We start from the raw sequence: 23848 nt of genomic DNA on the forward strand, positions 1-23848 counted from the left end.
CTTCACACGAATCCGGCCTCACTCGAAGGACGGTGCGCGATCCCGGGTGCGCTTGAGTTCGAAGAAGCCCTCCGTGCCCGCGACCAGGACCAGGCCGTCCCACAACCGTCCTGCGGCCTCGCCGCGCGGGATCGGCGTGACCACCGGGCCGAACAGGTGCGTGCCGGCGATGCGGAGGACGGGCGTCCCGACGTCGAGGCCGACCTCGTTGAACGCCTCGTCGTGCGAGTCGATGATGAGCCGGTCGAACTCCGTGCTGTCGGCCGCCTTGGCCAGCGCGACGGGCAGGCCCGCCTCCTCCAGGGCCTCCGTGAGCACGGCGGGATCGCCCCGACGCCCCTGGTCGTGGAGGCGGGTGCCGATCGCGGTGTACAGCGGTCCGAGTACGGCGCGGCCACCGTGCTCGGCGGCCGCCGAGCACACCCGCACCGAGGCCCACGCCTTCGTCATCCTGTCGCGGTAGTCGTCGCTGAGGTCCTTGCCGTCGCGCTGCACGAGGTTCAGGTAGGCCAGCGACATGATCCGCCAGTCGGCGCGCACCGGACGGACCTGCTCGACCTCCAGGAGCCAGCGTGAGGTGATCCACGCCCACGGGCACAGCGGATCAAACCAGAACGGGACGGCTTGGTCAGCCTGAGTCACCATAAGATCGTTTGTACATACGCTTTGTCCCCATTGGAAGGGGGAGATGGCGACTAATCCAGTTTGACCTGGAGTCGGCTCCAGATCTTAGGGTCGAGCCATGAGATATCGCATCCTCGGCGGCACCGGCATCGAGGTCAGCACCTACTGCCTGGGCACCATGATGTTCGGCTCCGTCGGCAACCCCGACCACGACGACAGCATCCGCATCATCCACACCGCCCTCGACCACGGCATCAACTTCGTCGACACCGCGGACATGTACTCGGAGGGGGAGTCCGAGGAGATCGTCGGCAAGGCCCTGCAGGGTCGGCGGGACGAGGTGATCCTGGCCACCAAGGTGCACTTCCAGATGGGGAAGGGCCCCAACCGCAGCGGCAACTCCCGCCGCTGGATCGTCAAGGAGGTCGAGGCGAGCCTCAAGCGGCTGCGCACCGACTGGATCGATCTCTACCAGGTCCACCGGCCCGACAACCACACCGACATCGAGGAGACCCTCTCCGCGCTGACCGATCTGGTACGGCAGGGCAAGATCCGGGCCTTCGGCTCCTCGGCCTTCCCTGCGCACCATCTGGTCGACGCCTACCACGTGGCAGAGCGGCGCGGCCTGCACCGGCTGCGTTCCGAGCAGCCGCCGTACAACATCCTCGCCAGGGGGATCGAGGGTGACGTGCTGCCCACCGCGCAGCGGCTCGGCATGGGGGTGCTGACCTACAGCCCGCTCGGCTGGGGCTTCCTGACCGGCCGCTACCGCAAGGGGCAGTCCTACGACCTGTCCTCTGGCCGGGCGGCGCTCGCGCCAGATCGGTTCGACCCGTCGCTGCCGGTCAACGCGGCCAAGCTGGACATCGTCGAGGAGCTGGTGAAGCTGGCCGGCGAGCTCGGGTGCAGCCTGCCCGAGCTGGCCGTGGCCTTCGTGGCGGCGCACCCTGCGGTCACCTCGGTGATCCTCGGCCCGCGCACGATGGAGCAGCTCGAAGGCCTGCTGAAGGGCACCTCGCTGGTGCTGGACGACGCGGTGCTCGACCGGATCGACGAGCTCGTCCCGCCGGGCACCAACGTCTACCAGCCCGTCGGCCTGTGGAGCCCGCAACCCCTGGTCGACCCCACGCTGCGCCGCCGTCCCGTGGGCGACCGCGCGGCCGGCTAGCCTGCCGTACCCCTCACAGGAGCCTGCCCGCCCGGCGCAGGCGGCGCTCCCTCAGCGCGAGCAGCGGGGGCAGGGCGAGCTGCGTCACCACGTACGCCGCCACGGCGAGCGCCTCCCAGAAACCGGCGGAACCGATCGCGCCCGAGCTCAGCCGTACCATGCCCCACTGGGCCAGGGCGAGCAGCAGCGGCAGGGCAACGAGCGCGAACATGCCCGCCATGGCCACGACCCCCGCCATGTACGGCAGCGCGAACCAGCGGGCGGCGCGACGGTCACGCTCGCCCGCCGAGGCCAGCTCCCCGGCCTCGGCGGGCGTCAGCCGGTAGAGCCTGGCCTTGGCGGTCAGCCACGTGATCCGGTACAGGTTGTAGCAGCGCAACGCGTTGGCCAGTACGGCGTAGCCGTCACTGCGCATCGGCACCGCGGCCCACTGCCACGCGATCCCGACGAGCCGGTACAGCACCACGGCGCCGAGAAACCCGTCCAGCGTCTCAGGCAGGGGGAGCAGCCGCAGTCCCAGAGCCACGGCCACGACCACGGTGTCGATGGCCATGCCCGCCAGGTAGGCCCCGTACCTGCGCCCGCGCGGCACGTTCACGATCTGGGTCAGGTCGGTCTCGAAGACGATGTACAGGCCCCGGTAGCTGACCCTGAAGGTGGCGGGGACGCCGAGGGCCCGGCCCGCGAGCCAGTGCCACGCCTCGTGCAGGGCGCCGAAGGCGATGCCGGCCAGCAGGTAGGCGAGCACCGGCAGCGCGGCGCCGGGCAGGAACCAGCCGTCCTTCCACGAAGGGCGCAGCTCGGGCGCGAACACCAGGACGGCCACCACGAAGACCGCCGCCGCCGCGTAGCACGACCAGGCGGCCCTGCCGAAGAACCGGGCCACGTTCTTGAGCCGTGGCCGCATGTTCTCCTCCAGGCGCGTTGATCTTGCCGCCATCAGCTTGCTCCAGAGGCGCCTCGCGGGTCGTTAGCGGTGAGCGCAGTCTTTCTTGGCGCAGCGCGCATCGAGGCTCTCCCCGTATGCCCTTTTGGTGAGTATCGTCCGTCGCAGGGGCCCGACTGGGATGGACGGGGAGTAAGCACAGTGCATGGTTTATGCCGTGTCATCACGGGGTTTTTCGTACTAGCAGCACTTCTGGTGGCCACGCCGGCGTCGGCAGACACGGATCTGGTGGCCGCCTACGGGATGGAAGAAGGATCGGGGACCACCGTTCACGATCTGTCGGGGAACGGTAATGACGGGACCGTCGCGAACCCGGAGTGGGTGGACGGCAAGTACGGCAAAGGGCTGCGCATCGGGAGGCTGGACCAGATCCTGACCGTTCCGGACGCGCCGAGCCTGCGCGCATCAGGCGGGCTGACGATGGAGGCCTGGCTCAAGGCCGACACCCAGTGCCCGAGCCTCGTGGCCAAATCCAACCCCTACTGGATGGGAGGGAACTGGGGCGTCAGGACGGGCGGCCAGAACCACGACGGCGAGTCGATCGGCGAGTTCTACGGGGGCTGGGTCCACCTGGCGCTCGTCTACGACGGGAGCACGCTGCGCTATGTGTTCAACGGCCTCTACTGGGCGAGCGAGGCGCTCCCGGTGACCGGGGACGTCGACTACGACTCAGCTCCGCTGAAGATCGGCCAGGCCTGTCCTGACGCGATCGTCGACGAGGTGCGCGTCTACCGGCGCGGGCTGACCGACGAGGAACTCCAGCAGGACATGCTGAAGGCGGTCGTCGCGGACGAGCGGCCCTCGGCTCCCACCGTCTCGGCCGACGTCAGCACGGGCACGATCCACCTGTCGTGGCCCGCCGCCACCGACGATCACGGCATCTCGGGCTACGAGATCCATGAGGTCGTCTCTGCGGAGGACTCCGTCGACGAGTACAACCTGGTCGCCACGGTGACCGGACTGACCTGGACCCCCGGCTGCGTCTACCGAAACTTGACCTATCAGTACCGGGTCGTGGCCCTGGACACGCTGCGCCAGCCCAGCCAGCCATCGGAGATGGCCGGAGGAAGGGTCGACAACCCGGACTGCCCGCCGACGGCGCCAACGGTGTCAGTGTCCCCTCACGACGGCTGGGCCGGAGTGCGGCTGAGTGGCGCCCACGACGAGCGGGGCGTTACCGAGGTCCAGCTCCACCGGTCGACGACTCCCGGCTTCACTCCGTCCGCGGCGACACTGGTCGCCCGAGTCCCAGGGACGACGACGGAGCTCACCGACCACGTGCCCGTTGGGGGCATCTACTACTACTACGCGACGTTGGCGGTGGACACTACCGGCAACGTCAGCACACGGTCCGACGTTGTCTCCGTCGTGATCGGGGCGCCGCCCAACCTCCAGGCGACGCTCGTGGGCGCGTACGGGCTGAACGAGGGCACCGGCACGTGGCTGGGCGACGCGTCAGGCAAGGGTCACCCCGGCACGGCCGTCAACCCGTCCTGGGTGAGCGGGAAGTACGGCAAGGCGCTGGCCTTCGGTTACGCCGCCACCGCCAGCGTGCCCAACCTGACCACACAGGGAAAGATGACCCTGTCGGCCTGGGTGAAGCCGAAGACGAACGCCCGCTACCTGGATGCGCTGGCGCGCAACGGATTCAGGATGTCCGCCGCGGACCTGCCCTATGACACGCCGTCCGCCAAAGCGGGCGGCGGGTACTACATCGTCGGGCCGCAGGTCCTGCCGGTCGACACCTGGACCCATCTGGCCGCCACCTACGACGGCAAGGAGATCCGCCTCTACGTGAACGGCCAGCCGGCCGGTTTCACCGCGAACACCAACGGGCTCTCCGGGGAGCCGGGTCAGCTGACCATCGGGCAGGGCTATCCGCAAGGGACGTTGAACGGTATGGCCATCGACGAGGTCCGTACCTACAACGCCGCCCTGACGCCGGAGCAGATCAAGACCATCATGACGTCCCCCATCAGCTGAAACCACTTCCAAGCGCCACTCCACCTAGAAGTAGGTGGGGTGGCGTGCGCCCGTCCGGCCGCGGAAGGCCCACCAGCTCCACGCCTGGTAAGCGAGGATCACCGGGACCAGGATGATGCCGAACACGGTCAGGATCTGCAGCGTGACGCCGTCCGCGGCGGCTTCGTGCACCGTCAGTCTCACCCCGGGCGAGCTGACCAGGACATACGGGTAGTGGCCGGCGCCCACGAGGAGCACGGGGAGCAGGGTGGCGCCGGAGGTGGCGGCGAAGGCGCGGCCGTGGTTGCCTCGGGAGAGGTAGTGGCGGGCGAGGGCCAATGCCGTGGCGAACAGCACCGAGATGACGGCTGCCGTCGTGGGGTTCGTCATCGAGGCGCCGGTGCCGAACAGGGTCAGGAGCAACGCCGCGAAAGCCGTGGCGCCCGCCGTACTCGCCAGGATGGCGCCCAGCCGGGAGGCGAGCGGGGGAGCGGAGCGGAGGGCGACGAAGGCGGCGCCGTGGGCGGCGAAGAGCAACAAGGTGGTCATCCCGCAGAGCAGGACGAACGGGGTGAAAGTCTCGGTGACGGGCGCGCCCCGGAGCAGCAGGCCCAGGACGAGCCCCCAGGACAGCGCTGGCAGCGCGCCGCCGACCACGATCAGCGCGTCCCACACCCGGTGCTCGCGGGTACGGCGGCGCAACTGCACCGCCGTACTGCCGAGGACCACGCCCACGAGGATCGCCACGATCAACGGGTAGAAGCCGGGCAGCAGCGCGCCCTCCAGGTGCGGGAACGCGCCGAACAACACGCCCGCGAAGGCGACCAGCCAGACCTCGTTGCCCAGGAAGAACGGCCCGATGGCCTCGATCGCGGCGTTCCTGCCGAGGAAGGGGTGCAGCATCTGGGCGCCGTAGTCGTAGCCGCCGAGCACGAAATATCCGGCCAGGAGCAGGCCGAGCAGAACCAGCCAGAACGTCAGCATGATCGATCCTCAGAAGGTCAGAACGGGAACCGGCTCGGGAGCGGCTGCGCTCTCCGGGCCGCGGCGGGCGATGCGGGTGAGGAGCGTCCAGTTCGTCACCGCCAGCGCGACGAAGATCACGATGAAGGCGGCGCACGACACGGCCAGCGACAACCAGCTCACCTCGGACAGCGCGTCAGCGACGGTCAACTGGCCATACACGAGCCACGGCTGACGACCGACTTCACGGACGAGCCAGCCCCCCACCGAGGCGACGAAGGGAAACGGGATCATCGCCGTCATCAGGTAGGCGAGGGGACGCCACCGCACCAGCCGGTCCTTACGCAGCAGGAAGAGCGCGACGAAGGTGACGGTGGAGACGGTGTTCCCGATGATCGTCATGGTGTCCAGGGCGACTCCCAGCGTGCCGTCCAGCGCCGCCTTCTTCTCTGGCTGGAACAGCGGCACCTGGAGGTCCCCCACGATGATCACGAAGAAGGACGCGACCGCGGCGATCACGACGCCCAGCCGCAGCGACCCGCGGAACGCCTCGTCGCCCCTGGCGAGATGGAACGCGGCGATCCCGGCGACGAACACGCCGCCCGTCGTCAGCGCGGCCAGCGCCACGTGCCCGAGCGCGAGCAACGTGCTGGGGTTGGTCAGCAGCGCCGCGAAGTCGGTCAGGTAGGCCACGCCGTTCCTCACCTCGAACCCGACGGGACGCTGCATGAACCCGTTGGCGACCAGGATGAAGTACGCCGAGGCGTACGCGGTCAGGGCGACCAGCCAGATCAGCGTGACGTGCAGGCCGCGGCTCATGCGCCCCCACCCGAAGATCCACATCCCGAGGAACGTGGACTCGGCGAAGAACGCGATGAGGGTCTCCAGCGCCAGCGGGGCGCCGAAGACGTTGCCCGCGAACGTGCTCAGACCACTCCAGCTCAGCCCGAACTGGAACTCCATCACGATCCCGGTGGCGATGCCGACCGCGTAGTTGATCAGATAGAGCTGCCCCCAGAAGCGGGTCATCCGCCCCCAGACCGCAGGATCGCGGGAATGCATGATCGCCACGATGGGGGCGAGCCCCATGGTGAGGATCACGAACAGCCAGTGAACGCCGGTCGTGACCGCGAACTGGAGTCGGGCGAGATCCACAACACTCATGGGGCGACCGTACAAAGGGGTGGGTTATGTCGTCCAAGTCCAAATCTGCCATGCAGATATAACTATGAAGGCATAACCCAGGCCCAGTTGGTGATCGTGGTGCGCATCAGGCGGGCGGCGGCGGACAGGTGGCTGCCCGCGCCCCAGTACAGGGTGACCGCGCGGCGGCAGTCGGAGCTGTCGACGGGGATCCAGGCGGCGGGGACCCGCGTGGCGCCGCCCATGGCGAAGGCCGGGACGAGGCCGATGCCGAGCCCCGCGCTGATCAGGGCCGCGATGGCGCTGGGCTCGTCGACCTCGCAGACGATCTTCGGGGTGAGGTCGCGGGCGGCGAACAGCCGGTCCAGGAGGCGGCGCTGCCAGTGCCCCTTGCGTGCGCTGACGAAGGGCTGGCCGGCGAGCTCCTCGATGCTCAGCGACGTACGGCCGGCCAGCGGATGGCCGAGCGGCGTGGCGACGCCGACCGCCTCGTCGAGCAGCTGGACCGATTCCAGGCCCTCGGCGTGGATCGGCTGGGAGGCGACGCACAGGTCGACGTCCTGGGCGCGCAGGAGGCGGCCCATGTCGTCGGCGCTCGCCCAGCGCAGCTCGACCTCGATGGCGGGGTGGGCCTCCTTGAAGGCCGCCAGCGTCCCGGTGAGCGTGAGGAAGGTCTCCGACGCCAGCCGTACCGTGCCGACGCCGTCACTGACGGCCTCGGCGACGGCCCTCCTGCCCGCGTCCAGCTCGCCCAGGCCGCGTTCCACGTGGTCGCGGAAGAGCTTGCCCGCGTCGTTGAGCCGCAGACGGCCGCTGCGGTCGAACAGCGGGGTGCCCAGCTCGCTCTCCAGGCGGGCGATGGTACGGCTCAGCGACGGCTGCGCCACGCGCAGCTCCTCGGCCGCGCCGCTGAGGTGCTCCAGCCGCGCCACCACCAGGAACTGCCTGAGCGCGTTGAGCTCCATCATGCCTCCCGACGCATAACGCGATAGCGATATTGATCTTAGATACGATAACCGGAGAGTCATAGCGTCGGGAGTCGTGACAGAAGAAGCCAGGATCGACGTCGAGCCGCCACTCCAGCACGTCGGGCTGGGAGACGAAGATGAAGAACGGGGCCAACGTGTTCCTGTTCTTCGAGACCGCCACGAGTGGCATGTGGGTCAGGGCCACGTTCTGCTTCCGTAAGATCGGCGGCGACTGGCTGATCACGCATGGCCAGGTGTCCGTGCCACTCGACATGGCGAGCGGCACGGGAGTCACCGGCCTTGAACCCTGACGGGTCAGTACACCTCGCTCCTGTTGTTGACGATCTCGTCCAGCAGGGTGGTCGCGTCCGGGAGTTGCTGTCCGGACTTGAGAGAGGCGAACGCGAACCTGACGGCGCCGCCCACGGTGGTGACGCCGAGGCGTCTGGTCAGCGGCGAGTCGATCCGCGTCGAGGCGTTGATCTGCCTCGCCGCCAGGTCGAACAGCGTGGCCAGGAGCTGGAACTTCAGCGGGTCAGGCTGCGCACCGCCCGCCGAGAGCACCGCGTCCGCCTCCGCGTTGTCCAGCATCCCGTCGGCGTTGGCGTCGGAGCGCTGGTCGGTGGCCTGGACGCGGGCACGCAACTCGTCGGTGCGCTCCGATGCGTGGGTCTTCCAGTAGCCGTGCGAGCGCGGGTCCCGCGTCGGCGCCACCTCGGTGACGGCGGTCGTGGCGCTGGCGGTGACCGGTTCGTACACGCAGCCCTTGGCGTTCTTGTAGGCGGCGGCGCTGGAACCGGTCAGGGTGGCCCCGGCGGTGAACAGCAGGCTGGGCCGTACGGTGAACTCGACGGTCCTGGTGGCGCCCGCGGTGAGGGAGCCGAGCGTCCAGGTCAGGGTCGTCGTGCCGTCGGCGTTGCGTGCGACGCCGGTCGGGCGCGGGCCCGCGCCGAGGTCGAGGGCCTGGCTGTAGTAGACCTCCTTGGGCAGCGCCTCGGTCAGGACGGTGTCGGTCGCGGTGCCGCTGCCGGTGTTGGCGACCTTCAGCGTGACCTTCACGGCCTCACCTGCGTTGACCGTGGCCGGGGCGGTCTTGGTCAGGGTGAGCTTGGGCGCGTGCACGGTGGTCGAGGCGGTGTCGCTGTTGTTGGTGGTGTTGGCCTCGGCGCCTCCTGCCGTGTCCTTCGCCGTCACCGTCGCCCGGTTGGTCAGGACGCTGCCGTCGACGGTGTCGCACGGGACCGTGTACGCGAACGTCTCGGTGGTGTCCTTGCCGCTGGCCAGGGAGGCCGCGTCGCGGGTCTGGACAGGGCCGGTCGGCGGGGTGTCGGTGATCTTGATGGTGGCGGCGCCGCCCGTGCCGATGTTGTCCAGCTTGACGTGATATTTCAGGTCTTCGCCGGGCTCGGCGTCGGCCTTGTCCACGGTCTTGGTCAGCTTGACGTCCGGGTCGTACTGGTTGAAGAGCGAAATCTCCTGCCGGGCCACCGTCGTGTAGTCGAGCTCGGCGCCCGACCCCGAGCAGGTCGGCGCGGCCACCGGGAAGCTGCTGCACGCCGTGCCGAGCCGGTCAGGAGAGGTGAGGCCGCGGTACTTGATGGCCGCCCAGTCGTTGTGGTCGGTCAGCGTCTCGGTGGTGGCCCCGCTGGCGTTGATGTCCACGGGCACGGTGCCCGTCTCGAAGACCGCGTTGTCGTTCCAGTTGAGCCTGCCGTTCCCCGCTCCCGCCCGCAGGGGGCGGAACATGCTGGTCGGGTTGGCCAGGTTGTCGGTCCACCAGAAGGTCCAGTCGGTGCCGTCCCTGATCCCGGTGTTCTCGTCGAGCGCGCCCTTCACCAGCGGCGGCAACCCGCCGGGCGAGTAGCCGACGCGCACGTTGCCGATCTTCCAGTCCCGCATCTGGTTGACCAGCAGCGGCGGCGGGCTGTTCGGGATGCCCGACTGGAAGAAGTAGTTCATGACGCTCAGGTAGTTCGACTTCCACTGGGTGTTGGTGTCGCCGCCGTGCCGCAGGTTCAGGGCGTGGCCGAGCTCGTGCATGATGGTCCCGGCCTGGTCCTGGACGGTGCCCACCTCGGCGTCGTCCGTACCGGTGCCCGGGGTCAGCACCTGACGGTCGGTGGCGTGGGCGCTGGTGGTGTCGCAGCGCCGGTTCGGGCCGGTGTGGATCTCCAGGCCGTTCCTGACGACGTCGTCCCCGCCGGGCGTGGTCTGCAGGGTGGCGTCGCCGCCGTAGTCGATGCCGAAGTCCGTCACGCACATCGTCCGCCACGAGCCGAAGGTGACGATGAAGTCCTTGTTGTTGTCCCTGGTCGGCTCGCAGCACTGGCCGGAGACGCCGGGGGCGGGGTTGCTGCCGGTGGCGTCGGTGACGATCAGGTCGTGGGCGAAGATCCCGTAGTGGGCGTACGGGGCCAGCTCGCGCGGGAAGTTGGTGTTGCGGAAGTTGCGGTAGTCCATGTTGTTGCCCAGGCCCAGGGTGGCCTGCTCGGCGAGCTGGACTCCGGGGTGGTGGACGAACTCGATGCCGGTCTGGCGCGGCCCCGGGTAGGGGCAGGGCGCGGCGGCCGGGGTGGGCGAGGCGCCGAAGGCGTTCTCGACCAGGGTGATGGCCTGCGCCTTGGGCTGGTGGCTGTGGCGGGCGTCGGCCATCCAGTCGAGCTGCACGATGATCGTCTTGCGGCACGGGTCCGTGGGGTTGACGAGGACCGTTCCAGCGGCGTTCCTGATGCCGGAGAGCTCGACGATGTCCGGGATGCCGTCCTGGTCGGTGTCCGGCATGGTGGTCGTGACGCTGATGCCGATCCGGGTGATGCGGCCGTCGTTGTCCTTGGGGAAGCCGTGGTCGCCGTCGCCCTGGACGCAGTACTGGCCCTTCTCCGTCCCGCTGGAGTTGACGCACGGGGCGGCGTCGGGGAGGCCGTCACCGGACAGGGTGCCCGAGCGGACGTCGTAGACGAGGTTCAGCTCGACGTCGTCGTTGACGGGGCTGATGTCCATCCGGTCGTCGTTGGTGTTCAGCCCGTCGTCCCAGTCCCACAGCGTGACCGTGATCGGCACGGTCGGGACGGTGCCCGGCAGGTCGTTCTTGGTGAACGTCCAGCCGTTGGGCGCCTCGGGCAGGCCCAGCGGGCTGAACTCGTCGTCCTCGATCCTCGGCCCCTGCTCCAGCGGCCCGTCGGCGATCCGCACCCGCGGGAAGTAGTCGCCGTCGCCCAGGCCGCCGCTGTCGGGGTCCTCGATCTGTCTCAGGTAGTCGATGCTGAAGGTCAGCGAGAAGGTGGGCGCCTCCGCGCGGGCAGGTAAGGCTGTAAGCAGGGACAGCAGCAGTGCGGTGATGGTCGTGATGGCCAGTCTTCTTCGGGCGCGCACGGTTTCCCCTCCTATGTCGCTCTATCAGGGGATAGTGCGCTGGAGGTTGGAGTTTCGCCTGAGTAGGGCCTACTCACGTGGTGGCAGCGGACGAACACGGCGGGTCAGGCCGGTCGTAGGCTCGTGCGAATGTCGAGCATGGACGAGATCCGTGAGTGGTTGCGGCAGATGCTGCCCGACCTGCTCGCCGAGCACCAGGTGCCCGGGGCGGTGGTGGCGGTCGGCGCGGGCGGGGAGACGGCGGAGGCCGCCGCCGGGCTGCTGAACACGGCCACGGGCGTCGAGGTCACCGCGGACTCCCTGTTCCAGATCGGCTCGATCACCAAGGTGCTGACGGCGACGCTGGTCATGCAGCTCGTCGACGAGGGGAAGGTCGAGCTCGACGCCCCGGTGCGCGCCTACCTGCCCACGTTCGACCTCGCGGGCGGCCGGATCACCGTGCGTCAGCTCCTGTGCCACGTCGCCGGGTTCGAGGGGGACGTCTTCACCGACACCGGCAAGGGCGACGACTGCCTGGAGAGGTACGTCGCCACCCTGGGCGGCGTGGAGCAGCTCTTCGAGCCGGGGGAGATGTTCTCCTACAACAACGCGGGCTTCTGCGTACTGGGCCGGATCGTCGAGGTCGTCAGGGGAGAGCCGTTCGACGCCTGCGTGCGGGCGCACCTGTTCACCCCGCTGGGCATGACGCACGCGGCCAACGACCCGTACGAGGCGATCCTCCACCGGGTGGCCGTGGGGCACATCAAGGGGGCGCCGACGCCGGTGTGGGCGATGGCGCGCTCGAACGCGCCAGCCGGTTCCATGCTGGCGATGCGCGCCCGCGACCTGCTGGCCTTCGCCCGCATGCATCTCGCCGGAGGTCTCGGTGTCCTGAGTACGGCGAGCGTCACGGCCATGCGGCGGCCGCAGGTCACGCTGCCCGACATCGGCTGGGGCACCGCCTGGGGGCTGGGCTGGGAGCTGTTCGGCCGGACGGCCTTCGGCCACCAGGGCAGCACCATCGGCCAGTCAGCCCTCCTGCGCGTGGCGCCGGAGCGGGACACGGCGCTGGTGATCCTCACCAACGGCGGCAATCCGGAGCCGGTCTTCCGCGAGATCACGCGCCACGTACTCGGCGAGACGGAACCTCCGGCGCCGGTGCCTGAGCCGCTCGTCAACGCCTCCCGCTACACCGGCACCTACGCGTCGAGCACCGGCGAGACCACCGTGAGCCAGGACGAGGAGGGCCGCCTGTGGCTGGAGCACGTCCCCCTCGGCGTCACCGCGGATCTGGACGAGTTCCCCTACAGGACGGAACTGCTCGCCTGGCGCGGCGACAGCCTGCGCCCGGCCGGGCCTGAGGGCGTTCCCGTCGCCTTCCTCGGCGACGACGGGACCGGGCACGCCGCCTACCTGCACACCGGCCGCGCCACTCCGATGATCAGTTCGTGCGGACGGACGAACGCGGGCGGTCAGGTTCCACGAACGCGACGAACATCGTGAAGAGGGCACGTTCCACTATCGTCGGGTGAATTCGGAGAGCACGACCGGCGACCGGGTGCTGACGATCAGCGGTCTTTCCGTCGACATCCGGCGCGGAGACCGGGTCGTCCACCCCGTCTCGGACGTCAGCCTGGCGCTCAACCGGGGCGAGACCCTGGGCATCGTCGGCGAGACCGGATCGGGCAAGTCCATGACCGGTCTCGCGATCATGGGCATGCTGCCGCCCGGCGGCCGTGTGACCGGAGGGTCGATCGATCTGGGCGGCAGGGAGCTCGTCGGGCTTGCGCCCGCGCAGTATCGGGCAATTCGCGGCAACGAGGTCGCGATGGTGTTCCAGGACTCGATGACCGCGCTGAACCCGACCCGCAGGATCGGCGAGCAGGTGGCCGAGCCCGTACGGCTGCACCGCGGCGCGAGCGGGCGGGCGGCTCGCGAACGTGCGGCGGAGATGCTCGCCCTGGTCGGGGTGCCGCGCATGGACGCCTACCCGCACCAGCTCTCCGGCGGCATGCGGCAACGCGTCATGATCGCCATGGCGCTGGTGTGCGAGCCGCGCGTCGTCATCGCCGACGAGCCGACCACGGCGCTCGACGTGACGATCCAGGCCGAGATCCTCGACCTGCTCGACGGGCTCAAGGCCAGGCTGGGCATGTCGATGGTCCTCATCACGCACGACATGGGGGTGATCGCCCATCACGCCGACCGCGTCGGCGTGATGTACGGCGGGCGCGTCGCCGAGACCGCGCCGACCCCCGTGCTGTTCGGCGGGATCCGCCACCACTACACCAGCGCGCTGCTCTCCTCGATCCCGTCGCTCACCCAGGACCGCGACGAGGAGCTGTTCAGCATCCCCGGCGCGCCGCCCGACCTGACCGTGGCCCGGACCGGCTGCCCGTTCGCCCCGCGCTGCGCCGCCGCCACCGACCGGTGCCACCAGGAGCAGCCGCCGCTCACCGGCGAGAACGGCCACGCGTACGCGTGCTGGCACCCCGCCACCGGCCCGGTGGCGAAGGTGCGCTCGCCGTACGTCGCCAGGGCCGAGCGGACGCCCGAGCCGAGGTTGCGCGTCGTCGACCTGGAGCGCGAGTACCCGGCGGGCGGGCGGCGCACCGTGAAGGCGGTGTCCGGGGTGAGCTTCGAGGTGGCGGCTGGAGAGACGTTCGGGCTGGTCGGGGAGTCCGGCTGCGGCAAGTCGTCGCTCGGCAGGATGCTCGTCGCCCTGGACCGCCCGGACTCCGGCGAGGTGATCTTCGACGGCGAGCGGGTCACCCGGGTGCGGAAGCCGCTGCAGATGATGTTCCAGGACTCCAACGCCGCCCTGGACCCCAGGATGCGCATCGGCACGATCCTGCGCGAACCCCTCGCCATCCAGGGCATCGGCACCCGCGCCGGGCGCACCACCCGCGCCCGCGAGCTGCTGGCCGACGTCGGCCTGCCCGGCACCGTCATGGAGCGCTACCCCTACGAGCTGTCCGGCGGCCAGCGCCAGCGGGTCGGCCTGGCCCGCGCGCTCGCCCTGGACCCCAGCGTCCTGGTCGCCGACGAGCCGGTCAGCGCGCTGGACGTCTCCATCCGCTCCCAGGTGCTCAACCTGATGCGCCGCATCCAGCTCGAACGCGGGCTCAGCAGCGTGGTGATCTCCCACGACCTGGCCGTCGTGCGGTATCTGGCCGACCGGGTCGGCGTCATGTACCTGGGCAAGCTCGTCGAGACCGGCACCACCGACGAGGTGTACGGCTCGGCCGCCCACCCCTACACGGCCGGTCTGCTGGCGGCGGTCCCCGAGATCGGGCGGCCGAGGGCGAAGGCCAGGGTGCGTGGCGAGCTGCCCAGCCCCATCGACCCGCCGAGCGGCTGCCGGTTCCGCACCCGATGCCCGCTGGCGACCGACCTGTGCGCTGAGACCGAGCCGCTGATGAAGGCGCTCACCGGCACCCACCAGGTCGCCTGCCACTTCCCCCTGGAGCAAGCATGACCTGGTACGTGGTCAGGCGGGTGGCGATCTCGCTCCTCGTCCTGCTCGGCATCTCCGTGGTGGTGTTCTTCCTGCTGCACCTCGTCTCCGACAGCCCGGGGCGGATCGTGCTGGGGCAGCGCGCCTCGCCGGAGGCGGTGGCCGACTTCAACCGGCAGAACGGCTTCGACCAGCCGGTCGTCGTGCAGTACTTCAGCTACCTCAACCAGCTCCTGCACGCCGACCTGGGCCGGTCCTACAAGCTGAACGCCGACGTGGGCACGCTGCTGCGGCAGAACGCGGGCCGCAGCGCGATGCTGTCGCTGGCGGGACTGGTCCTAGCGCTGCTGGTCGCCGTCCCGCTCGGCATCCTCCAGGCGGTCAGGCGCAACAGCCTCGTCGACCGGTTCGCCACCGCCGCCTCCTACGTGCTGTACGCGACGCCGTCGTTCCTGCTCGGGCTGATCCTTATCGCGATCTTCAGCCAGGCGCTGCCGGTCTTCCCCGCAGAGGCGTCGCAGTCGCACTCGCCGTGGGTGGTCTTCACCGACCCGCGCGCCATGGCCCTGCCCGTCATCACGCTCGCGGTCACCAGCATCGCGATCTTCTCGCAGTACCAGCGCTCCTCGGCCCTGGACCAGCTCGGCCAGGACTACATCAGGGTCGCGCGGGCCAAGGGGCTGCCCGAGCGGCTGATCCTGCTGCGCCACCTGCTGCGCAACGCCTGCCTGCCGCTGATCACCCTGGTCGGCACGCTGGTGCCGACGCTGCTGGCGGGCAACCTGATCGTCGAGACGCTCTTCAACTATCCCGGCCTCGGCCTGCTGTTCCTCAACAGCCTGCAGCGCGAGGACTACCCGGTGCTCCTCGCCTACACCCTGATCGGCGGGGTCCTGACCGTGGCGGGCAACTTCGTGGCCGACCTCCTGGTCGCGGCCGCCGACCGCAGAATCGAGCTGAACACATGAGGCGCAACCCCCTGGCGCTCACCGGCGGCCTGCTCCTGGTGGCCGTCTTCGCCTTCTGCTTCCTCGGCCCGCTGTTCCATCCCACCAACCAGACCGATGTGGACCTGGTCAACGCGGCCCTGCCGCCCGGCGGGGGCTACCCGCTCGGTACGGACACCAACGGGTTCGACGTGCTGGGGCGGCTGATGGCCGGCGGGCAGGTGTCGCTGCAGATCGGGCTGCTCGCCGCGCTCTTCGCGACCACGATCGGCACCCTCTACGGCGCCGTCGCCGGACTGGCCGGGGGCGTGGTCGACGGGTTCATGATGCGCATGGTCGACGTCATGCTCTCGGTGCCGTTCCTGTTCTTCGTGCTGATCCTGTCGGCCAAGTTCCACGCGGACGCGCTGTCGCTGAGCCTGGTCATCGGCGCGTTCTCCTGGCTCGTCTCGGCCCGGCTGGTCCGCGGCGAGGTGCTGACGCTGCGGGTGCGGGAGTTCGTGCTGGCGGCCAAGGTGATGGGCGCCTCGCGCGGGCGGCTCATCCTCACCCACCTGATCCCGAACGCGCTCGGCGTGATCATCGTCAACATCACCTTCCAGGTCGCCGACGCCGTCCTCGTCGTCGCCGCCCTGGGCTTCCTCGGCTTCGGCCTGACCTACCCCACCGCCGACTGGGGCAGCCAGCTGGCCAGCGGCGTCACCTACATCTCCGCCGACTACTGGTGGCTGATCTATCCCGTCGGCGGCTGCATCATCCTCACCGTCCTGGCGCTCAACCTGCTCGCCGACGCGCTCAGGGACGCCGTCAGCCGGCGCGCCGCATGAAGAAGGAGCATTCCATGCCAGGTAGGAAACTCGCCGCGGCGCTCGCCGCCATGGCCGTCATGCTCGCAGCAGCGTGCAGCGGCGGCCCGGCGAAGAAGGACACAGCCGCTGCCTACAGCGCCGCGCCGACGCAGAAGGGCACGCCCAAGCAGGGCGGCACCGCGACGGTCGCGCTGACCCCGGGGCTGAGCCCCAACTACATCTACCCCTACCCGCCCGCCGCCTCCAGCGGGACCGTCATCGGGCGCGGGCTGATGTGGCGTGCCCTCTACCGCCCCAGCGGGGAGGGCACCCAGGTCGCCGACGCCGAGCTGAGCATGGCGGAGCCGCCCGTCTACAGCGCCGACCGCAGGACGGCGACCATCAAGATGCGGAAGTACACGTGGTCGAACGGCACGCCCGTCACGGCCGACGATGTCGTCTTCTCCATGGCTCTGCTCAAGGCGGCGCTCGCGCTGAGCCCGGCCAACTGGAGCTTCTACACCCCGGGCCAGTTCCCCGACGGGGTCACGGCCGAGGCGACGGCGCCTGACACGCTCACGCTCAAGCTGAAGACGGCCTACAACCCGTCGTACCTGCTGTCGATGCTGACCCTCCTGTACGTGATGCCGTCCAAGGAGTGGAACATCGCGGCCAAGGGCGGGCAGCACCTCGACTACACCCAGCAGAAGAACGCGACGGCGATCTACAAGTACCTGACCAAGGCGGCGGAGTCGCAGTCGACGTTCGCCACCGACCCGCTGTGGCAGGTGGTCAACGGGCCGTACAAGCTCAGGAGCTTCGACCCGACGACCGGGTCCTTCTCCCTGACGCGCAACGACGCCTACAGCGGGCCGGGGGAGTCGCGGCTGGACCAGGTCGACTTCAAGGCGTTCACCTCGGCGGCCGCGGTGCTCAACCAGTTCAAGGCGGGCAACCTGACGGTCGGCACGCTCGACTCCAGCTTCATCACCCAGATCGACGCGCTGAAGGCGAAGGGCTACAACGTCTACGGCGCCCCGGCGCCCGCCAGGTTCGACGCGCTGACCATCAACTTCGAGAACACGGTCGGCGGCTTCGACAAGGTCATCGCGCAGCCGTACGTCAGGCAGGCCCTCCAGCGCCTGATCGACCAGCAGGGCTACATCGCCAGCAGGGGCATCTACAACGGCGCGGGCTCCCCGAACTACACCCCGGCGGGCATCGGGTTCGGCGGCGCGCCCCTGTATCCGTACGACCCGGAAGCGGCGCGGAAGCTGCTCACCGACCACGGCTGGAAGGTGGTGCCAGGTGGCGTCACCACCTGCGAGAACCCCAGCCTGTGCGGCGCGGGCGTCAAGCAGGGTCAGCCGATCGGCTTCACCCTGGCCTCGGCCAACACTCCCGCGTACGTGGGCGCCCGCGACGTCGCGTTCGCGTCGGCAGCCAAGAAGCTCGGCATCGAGGTCAAGATCGTGACCAAGTCGCTCAACTACATGTACACCAACTACGGCAACCCCTTCGCGCCGGCCACGAAAAACGAGTGGGCGATGCAGGACTTCGGCCCGTTGTACCAGGCGGCGGGGTACCCGACCAGCAACACGGTCTTCAACACGGAGGGCAGTTTCAACCTGGGCAGCTACAAGGACGCCAAGGCGGACGAGCTGATCAACGCCTCGACGTTCGGCGCCGACGACAAGGCGCTGACCACCGAGGTGGACCACCTGGCCGAGAGCCTGCCCGTGCTGTTCTTCCCCACCCCCCACACGCTCGTCGTGTGGAAGGACACCCTGTCCGGCCCGCAGCCGTCGTTCAAGGCGCTGCTCAGCTACATCTACACCCCGGAACTATGGTATTTCCACAGCTAGTACGCGAGATGGTCGGCGACGCGCGGGTGGTGGCGATCGGCGAGGGCGCGCACAACATCACCGAGTTCTACGACCTCAAGCACCAGCTCCTGCGCGAGCTCGGCTTCCCCGCCTTCGTCATGGAGTCCGGCTTCCCCGAGGGGCTGGACGTCGACGCCTGGATCCACGGCGCTCCCGGGCGGGTGGAGGACGTCGCCCGCGACGGCATCACCTACCGGTTCGGCGAGTGCGAGCCGATGCGGCGGCAGCTCGACTGGATGCGTTCGGCGAAGGTCGCCTTCTACGGCATGGACCTTCCCGGCTCGTCCACCTCGCCGGGTCCCGCCGTGCGGGCCATCGCGCGGCGCATGCCGGTGGCGGCCGAGCTCCTGCGCCTGAGCGATCTGGGCGGCAGGACGGAGGCGGCGATCCGGTTCGAGGCCATGCCGCCCGACGAGCGCGCCCTGCTGGTCGAGGGGCTGGCCGGGCTGGCCGAGCGGGCCGACCCGCACGACGATCCGGTGGTACGGCGGTGCGGGGCGTCGCTGCGCGCGTTCGTCGCTGAGCTGGACGTTCCGGAGGCCGGGCCGTACCCGAGGGACGTGTTCATGGCCGACACCGTGCGCTGGGTCCTCGAGCGGGAGGAGCGCGTCGTCGTCAGCGCGCACAACGCGCACGTGCAGCGCACGCCGTTCGAGGGGCGGCCCACGATGGGCTGCCTGCTCGACGCCGCGCTGGGGGAGGAGATGGTCGTCATCGGGATGACCTACGGGTCGGGGCCGGAGGTCAGGTTCACCCAGCGGTCGCCGCGGCCGTTCGACTGCGATGTCGAGCTCGTGGAACACGTGGTGGAGCCGGGCTCGCTGGAGGAGCGGATGGACCGGCTCGATCTTCCCGTGGCCGCGCTCGCCCTGGGCGGCGAGCCGTACGACGCCGTCGTGCACGTGCGGCACGCCACCCGCATTCCCGGCGCTTTCGAGCGGCTCCGCGCCGAGTTCGAGGAGAATCGATGATCTACCCGCCCGCCCGCACCGTCGAGGTCGTCGCCGAGGTCGCCGGGGTCCGCGTGCCCGACCCCTACCGGTGGCTGGAGGAGGAGACGCCCGAGGTGTGGCAGTGGCAGCGCGCTCAGGCGGAGCTCGCCACGGCCTGGATCGACTCATCTTCGGCCAGGGACCTGATCCTGGCCCATGACGCGGGGGCCCGCCCTGCCCTGCCCGCTTTCGCGGCGGGCCGCTGGTTCCGGGTGGATGGGTCAGCCGTGGTCGTCTCCGCCCGGCCGTACGGCGACGGCCTGCCGGTGACGGAGGTGAGCGGCGTCGTGTCGTGGCTGGCGCCCTCGCCCGACGGCCGGGTCCTGGCGCTCGGCCTGTGCACCGACGGCAGCGAGCACAACACCATCACCCTCGTCGAGGTGGACACGGGGCGCGAGCTGCCCGGCGCGCCCGAGCAGGTGCTGCACAGCGCGTGGGCGGGCGGCGTCTCGTGGCTGCCGGACAGCAGCGGCTTCTACTTCTTCGCCCTCACCGGCTCGGCGCGCGAGTTCCGCCAGGCGACGTTCCTGCACCTGCTCGGGAAGTCCACGACGCTGGAACCCGTGCCGGTCGGTGAGGGGTCGCGCGAGTACACGCTCGTGCAGACCTCGCCCGGCTGGGCGGTGGCCAGCCATCGGGTGGGCAGCCCGATCCCGGTGGCCGTCCGCCGGGCGGACGGCGAGTGGCGGCCGTTCGTCACCGAGTGCGCGGGGACGGTCGCCGGTCACATCGTCGGCGACCACTACATAGCCGTGACCGACGTCGGCGCTCCGCGCGGCCGCGTGGTCGCCATCCAGCTCGACGACCCGTCGGAGTGGATCGAGCTCGTCCCCGAGGGCGACACGGTGCTGCGCTCGCTCACCCCGGTGGGCGAGCACCTCTACCTCAGCGAGTTCGACCAGACCTTCGCCAGGGTCCGTATCCTCGACCGCTCGGGGGCCGTCGTCGGGCAGGTGCCGCTGCCGGGACGAGGTGCGATCGCCGCCCCCTTCTTCGCCCTCACCGCCCTGGCTTGTTCACCTGCCGACTCCTTCGTCTTCGCCTTCTCCACGCTGACCAGCTCGTGGGGCGTCTACCTGCACCGGCCGGGCGCGGCCGAGCTGGAGACGCTGTCCGCGCCCGCGGTCACACTCGACGCCACGCTGGAGGAGGGGCTGGCCGTCGCCGCCGACGGGGCCGCCGTGCCGTACCACGTGGTCCGGCGGGCCGGGAGTGACCCGGCGCCCACGCTCATCTCCGCGTACGGCGCGGCCAACGTGCCGCTGCTCCCGCAGTACCAGCCCGACCTGGCCGCCTTCGTCGCGGCGGGAGGCGTGCTCGTGCAGGCGTACCTGCGCGGCGGCGGCGAGTTCGGCAGGGACTGGCACCTGGCCGGGCACCGGGAGAACAAGCACGTGCGCGACGCCGACCTCGTCGCGGTCGCCGAGCACCTCATCGCCACGGGCCGCACCACCCCTGCCCAGCTGGCGCTGACCGGAGGGTCGGACGGCGGGCTCATGTGCGGGGTCGCCGTCACGAAACGGCCCGACCTGTGGCGGGCCGTCCTGCCGCGCGCGCCCCTGCTCGACCTCATCGGCGGCACCCGCGACCCCTACCTCGACTTCGTCATCCGCAAGGCGTGGGCCGACCCCGACGACCCAGCCGAGGTCGAGCGGCTCCTGGGGCTCTCGCCGTACGAGCTGGTCAGGCCAGGCGTCTTCCCCGCCGTCTACCTCCAGGCGGGAGCGAGCGATCCGCGGTGCGCGCCCTGGCACGCGCGCAAGTTCGCCGCGCGGCTGCAGGCGGCGCAGCAGGGTGACGCGCCGATCCTGCTGCACGTCTTCGACGACGCCGGGCACGGCGCTGCCACGCCGCACGAGGTCGCGGTCGCGCAGGACGCGGAGTGGCTGGCGTTCCTGGTCAGAACCCTGGATCTGTGATCTTCATCAGGCGCAGCTGGAGCATGGCCGCCAGGCGGGCGTCGGCGTCCTTGAGGTCGACGCGCCCGACCTCGGCGGCGCGGCGCAGCCGGTAGCGGAACGTGTTGGGATGCACGTACATCGCCGCCGAGGCCTCCGCGACGTCGCCGAAATGGTCGAGCCAGGCGCGCAGCGTCTCGATCAGGCTGGTCTGGTTCTCCCGGTCGTAGGCGACGATGCGCGCGACCGCGCCGCTGGGGATGTCGCCGCGCGGCACCAGGTCGGCGAGCTCGATCAGCAGCGCGTCGACGTGGACGTCGTCCAGCAGCGCCACCTGCCTGCTCACCGACCCCGAGCGCAGCACGCGCAACGCCCGCTCGGCCCCGGAGCGGGACCTGGCGAGCGCCGAGCTGTCCCGGGCGAGCTGCCCCACCCCGACCAGCGGGCGCAGGCGGGAACCCACGCGGGCCAGGAACTCGGTGGCGACGAGCACCGCGCGCTCCTCCTGGAGGAGGGGCAGGATGCCGTAGGCGACGTCGCCGATCAGGGCCGCAGCCGCGCGCGGATGGGCGGCCGTCAGGTGCATGGCGAACGCGTCGGCCAGCCGCTTGCGCTCGGCCGCGAGCTGCGCGGGCAGCGCGTGTTCCGCCGCAGACTCGACGACGGTGAGGGCGAGCACGACGGCGGGCTCGTCCCTCAGGCCGAGGCGGCGTACCGCCTCCAGCGAGCCAGGGCCGCTCTGCAGGGCGGTGCTCACCAGCTCCGCCCGCAACTGCCGCTCCATGTCGGCGTCGGCCCGCTGCCACACCATGTGCATCGCGACGAGCTGGGCGGCCTCGTAGAGCGCCTGGCTGCGCTCCTCGCTCATCGGCTCGGGGACGATCACCCAGATCGTGCCGAGGATCTCGTCCCCCGCCCGCACCGCGATCGCCGTGCGCGGGAGCGGCGGCTGCGCGGCGTCGTCCGACACGGGCAGCGGCGCCACGAACACGGGCCGCTCGCTGCGGTAGATCGCCTGGAACACCCCGCGCTCCTCCAGGATGCGGGTGTACTGCTCGGGCACCTGGCGGCCGAGGATCGTCTGGACCCGCGACGGGTCGGTCGCCTCCTGCCTGCTGGAGAAGGCCACCAGGCGCGAGTTGCGGTCCTCGATGGTGACCGGCGCGTCGAGCAGCGCGGCGATGGAGTTGGCGACGGCGAACAGGTCGCCCGACCTGATCCGGCCGAGCGTGTGGGCGTCGTCCGGGCCGCTGTCGGCGGTGAGCGACCTGAGCATCCCGGCCAGGTGCGTCCATGACGCGCCGCGGGCGAACGCCAGGACCGCCACCCCCGACTCGCGCGCCGCGGCGGCGAGCTCCTCGTCGGGCGCGACGGGGGCGCGGACCACCAGCGCGGCCGCGCCGTACGCGCCGAGCTGGGTCACCACCCGGGCGAGGTCGGCCGGGTCGTGCAGGCCGACGCCCAGCACCAGCGCGTTGGCGGGCAGCTCGGGCTCGTCGAGCGGGTCGTAGATGACGACGCCGCCGACGTCGCCGGACCGCTTGGCGTCCCCGCAGACCACGTCGAGCAGGGTGGTGCCGAGCTCCTCCAGGACGCGCCCGAGGCTGGCTTCGTTCGTCATGACGAACCGAGGTTATCCTGCCTGTCCGGCTGGACAGGCAGCCAGGTCCCGCTGACCGTGACCTCCTCCAGCAGGTCGGGGATCGGGCTGACACCCAGCCCCGGCCCGTCCGGGACGGCCAGATGCCCGTCCTCCAGGCGGAACGGCGGCGTGATGTCGGTCCGGTAGTAGCGGTCGGACGCCGAGGTGTCGCCGGGCAGCAGGAACCCGGGCAGCGCGGCGAGCGCGAGGTTGGCGGCGCGCCCCAGCCCCGTCTCCAGCATGCCGCCGCACCAGACCGGCACGCCGTTCGCGGCGCAGACGTCGTGGATGCGCCTGGCCTCCAGGTAACCGCCCACGCGGCCCGGCTTGATGTTGACCACCTGGCAGGCGCCGAGCGCGATCGCGTCGGCCGCCGCGCGGGCCGAGACGATCGACTCGTCGAGGCAGATCGGAGTGGTGATCCGCCTGGCCAGCTCGGCGTGGCCGATGAGGTCGTCCTCCTCCAGCGGCTGCTCGATCAGCAGCAGCCCGAACGGGTCCAGCCCGGCCAGGTGCCTGGCGTCGCCGCGCCGGTAGGCGGTGTTGGCGTCGACCTGCAGCAGGATGTCGCCGAACCGCTCACGTACGGCACGCACCGGCTCGATGTCCCACCCGGGCTCGATCTTCAGCTTGATCCGCAGGTATCCCGCGTCGAGATACTCGCCGACCACGTCGAGCAGGGCGGGGATGGACTCGGTGATCCCGACGGACACGCCGCACGGCACGCGTTCCTTCACCGCGCCGAGCGCCTGGCCGAAGGAGACGCCGTCGGCGCGGAGACCCGCGTCCAGAACCGCCGTCTCCAGCGCGGCCTTGGCCATGCGATGGCCCTTGAACGTGGCCAGGGCCGGGGCGACCTGGTGCGCGTGCCGTACCCCTGCCAGGGCCGGGACCAGGAAGCGGGTCAGGACGTCCGCGGCCGCGTGGGTGTACTCCGAGGAGTACTGCGGCGCCGTGCCGGCTCCGCACTCGCCCCACCCCTCCGCCTCGCCGGTGACGACGCGCACCAGCAGAGCCTGCCGTACGGTCTCCGTGCCGAACGAGGTGCGGAAGGGCGACACGAGCGGCATCTCGACCGTGCGCAGCTCGACTCCGGTGATCTTCATGCTGTCT

At 70.5% G+C, this 23848-nt stretch carries 18 protein-coding genes; 10 read left to right on the forward strand and 8 right to left on the reverse strand.

What is annotated here, in order from left to right; genetic code table 11:
• Positions 1 to 18: 18 nt before the first annotated feature.
• Positions 19 to 645 (reverse strand): disulfide bond formation protein DsbA, encoded by a 627-nt coding sequence (locus tag ACIBG8_RS04660; RefSeq protein WP_397341129.1) that lies wholly within the window; start codon positions 643 to 645, stop codon positions 19 to 21.
• A gap of 97 nt (positions 646 to 742) precedes the next feature.
• Between ACIBG8_RS04660 and ACIBG8_RS04665 the strand changes: the two genes are divergently transcribed.
• Complete coding sequence (locus ACIBG8_RS04665; RefSeq protein ID WP_397341130.1) at positions 743 to 1792, forward strand: aldo/keto reductase; 1050 nt, start codon at positions 743 to 745, stop codon at positions 1790 to 1792.
• Positions 1793 to 1805: 13 nt separating this feature from the next.
• On the opposite strand, the gene ACIBG8_RS04670 is transcribed toward ACIBG8_RS04665, so the two are convergent.
• Complete coding sequence (locus ACIBG8_RS04670) at positions 1806 to 2732, reverse strand: hypothetical protein (RefSeq protein ID WP_397341131.1); 927 nt, start codon at positions 2730 to 2732, stop codon at positions 1806 to 1808.
• Positions 2733 to 2933: 201 nt separating this feature from the next.
• Between ACIBG8_RS04670 and ACIBG8_RS04675 the strand changes: the two genes are divergently transcribed.
• Entirely contained in the window at positions 2934 to 4721 is a 1788-nt protein-coding gene (locus tag ACIBG8_RS04675; protein ID WP_397341132.1) for a LamG-like jellyroll fold domain-containing protein, read from the forward strand.
• Between the two features lie 24 nt (positions 4722 to 4745).
• Here the strand turns inward: ACIBG8_RS04675 and ACIBG8_RS04680 are convergent, their stop codons facing one another.
• The 3 genes from ACIBG8_RS04680 to ACIBG8_RS04690 form a co-directional block, all read right to left on the reverse strand.
• Positions 4746 to 5684 carry a cytochrome d ubiquinol oxidase subunit II gene (locus ACIBG8_RS04680; protein ID WP_397341133.1) on the reverse strand — a complete coding sequence of 313 codons (939 nt, stop codon included), beginning with the start codon at positions 5682 to 5684 and terminating at the stop codon, positions 4746 to 4748.
• Positions 5685 to 5693: 9 nt separating this feature from the next.
• Entirely contained in the window at positions 5694 to 6827 is a 1134-nt protein-coding gene (locus ACIBG8_RS04685; RefSeq protein ID WP_397341134.1) for a cytochrome ubiquinol oxidase subunit I, read from the reverse strand.
• 62 nt (positions 6828 to 6889) lie between these two features.
• Positions 6890 to 7774, reverse strand: coding sequence for a LysR family transcriptional regulator (locus ACIBG8_RS04690; protein WP_397341135.1), 885 nt, complete (start codon positions 7772 to 7774; stop codon positions 6890 to 6892).
• Positions 7775 to 7911: 137 nt separating this feature from the next.
• On the opposite strand from ACIBG8_RS04690, the gene ACIBG8_RS04695 reads away from it, so the two are divergent.
• Complete coding sequence (locus tag ACIBG8_RS04695) at positions 7912 to 8085, forward strand: nuclear transport factor 2 family protein (protein WP_397341136.1); 174 nt, start codon at positions 7912 to 7914, stop codon at positions 8083 to 8085.
• A gap of 4 nt (positions 8086 to 8089) precedes the next feature.
• Here ACIBG8_RS04695 and ACIBG8_RS04700 read toward each other — a convergent pair whose 3' ends face one another.
• The gene (locus ACIBG8_RS04700) at positions 8090 to 11146 is read right to left on the reverse strand and encodes a CARDB domain-containing protein (protein ID WP_397341137.1); all 3057 of its coding nucleotides are present in this window, start codon (positions 11144 to 11146) and stop codon (positions 8090 to 8092) included.
• A 129-nt stretch (positions 11147 to 11275) separates the two neighbouring features.
• Here ACIBG8_RS04700 and ACIBG8_RS04705 point away from each other — a divergent pair, with 129 nt between their 5' ends.
• From ACIBG8_RS04705 to ACIBG8_RS04735, 7 genes are read left to right on the forward strand one after another with little or no spacing between them, the layout of a single operon-like run.
• Complete coding sequence (locus tag ACIBG8_RS04705) at positions 11276 to 12628, forward strand: serine hydrolase domain-containing protein (protein ID WP_397341138.1); 1353 nt, start codon at positions 11276 to 11278, stop codon at positions 12626 to 12628.
• A gap of 25 nt (positions 12629 to 12653) precedes the next feature.
• Positions 12654 to 14603 carry a dipeptide ABC transporter ATP-binding protein gene (locus ACIBG8_RS04710; RefSeq protein WP_397341139.1) on the forward strand — a complete coding sequence of 650 codons (1950 nt, stop codon included), beginning with the start codon at positions 12654 to 12656 and terminating at the stop codon, positions 14601 to 14603.
• Positions 14600 to 15550, forward strand: a complete 951-nt coding sequence (locus ACIBG8_RS04715) for an ABC transporter permease (RefSeq protein ID WP_397341140.1) — start codon at positions 14600 to 14602, stop codon at positions 15548 to 15550. The genes ACIBG8_RS04710 and ACIBG8_RS04715 overlap by 4 nt, the downstream gene beginning before the upstream one ends.
• A complete protein-coding gene (locus ACIBG8_RS04720) occupies positions 15547 to 16356 on the forward strand; it encodes an ABC transporter permease (RefSeq protein ID WP_397341141.1) in 810 nt (269 codons plus the stop codon). The genes ACIBG8_RS04715 and ACIBG8_RS04720 overlap by 4 nt, the downstream gene beginning before the upstream one ends.
• Positions 16357 to 16370: 14 nt before the next feature.
• Positions 16371 to 18182 carry an ABC transporter substrate-binding protein gene (locus ACIBG8_RS04725; protein WP_397341142.1) on the forward strand — a complete coding sequence of 604 codons (1812 nt, stop codon included), beginning with the start codon at positions 16371 to 16373 and terminating at the stop codon, positions 18180 to 18182.
• Complete coding sequence (locus ACIBG8_RS04730) at positions 18164 to 19174, forward strand: erythromycin esterase family protein (RefSeq protein WP_397341144.1); 1011 nt, start codon at positions 18164 to 18166, stop codon at positions 19172 to 19174. Before ACIBG8_RS04725 ends, ACIBG8_RS04730 begins: the two co-directional genes overlap by 19 nt.
• Positions 19171 to 21114 (forward strand): prolyl oligopeptidase family serine peptidase, encoded by a 1944-nt coding sequence (locus ACIBG8_RS04735; protein WP_397341145.1) that lies wholly within the window; start codon positions 19171 to 19173, stop codon positions 21112 to 21114. The genes ACIBG8_RS04730 and ACIBG8_RS04735 overlap by 4 nt, the downstream gene beginning before the upstream one ends.
• Here ACIBG8_RS04735 and ACIBG8_RS04740 read toward each other — a convergent pair.
• Entirely contained in the window at positions 21095 to 22714 is a 1620-nt protein-coding gene (locus tag ACIBG8_RS04740; protein ID WP_397341146.1) for a PucR family transcriptional regulator, read from the reverse strand. The two genes, ACIBG8_RS04735 and ACIBG8_RS04740, sit on opposite strands and share 20 nt — an antisense overlap.
• Positions 22711 to 23841: an o-succinylbenzoate synthase gene (menC, locus tag ACIBG8_RS04745; protein WP_397341147.1), complete on the reverse strand. Its 1131-nt coding sequence runs from the start codon at positions 23839 to 23841 to the stop codon at positions 22711 to 22713. The genes ACIBG8_RS04740 and menC overlap by 4 nt, the downstream gene beginning before the upstream one ends.
• Positions 23842 to 23848 lie beyond the last annotated feature (7 nt).

It is taken from the genome of Nonomuraea sp. NPDC050556 (assembly GCF_044457355.1).
In the GTDB taxonomy this organism is placed as follows: domain Bacteria; phylum Actinomycetota; class Actinomycetes; order Streptosporangiales; family Streptosporangiaceae; genus Nonomuraea.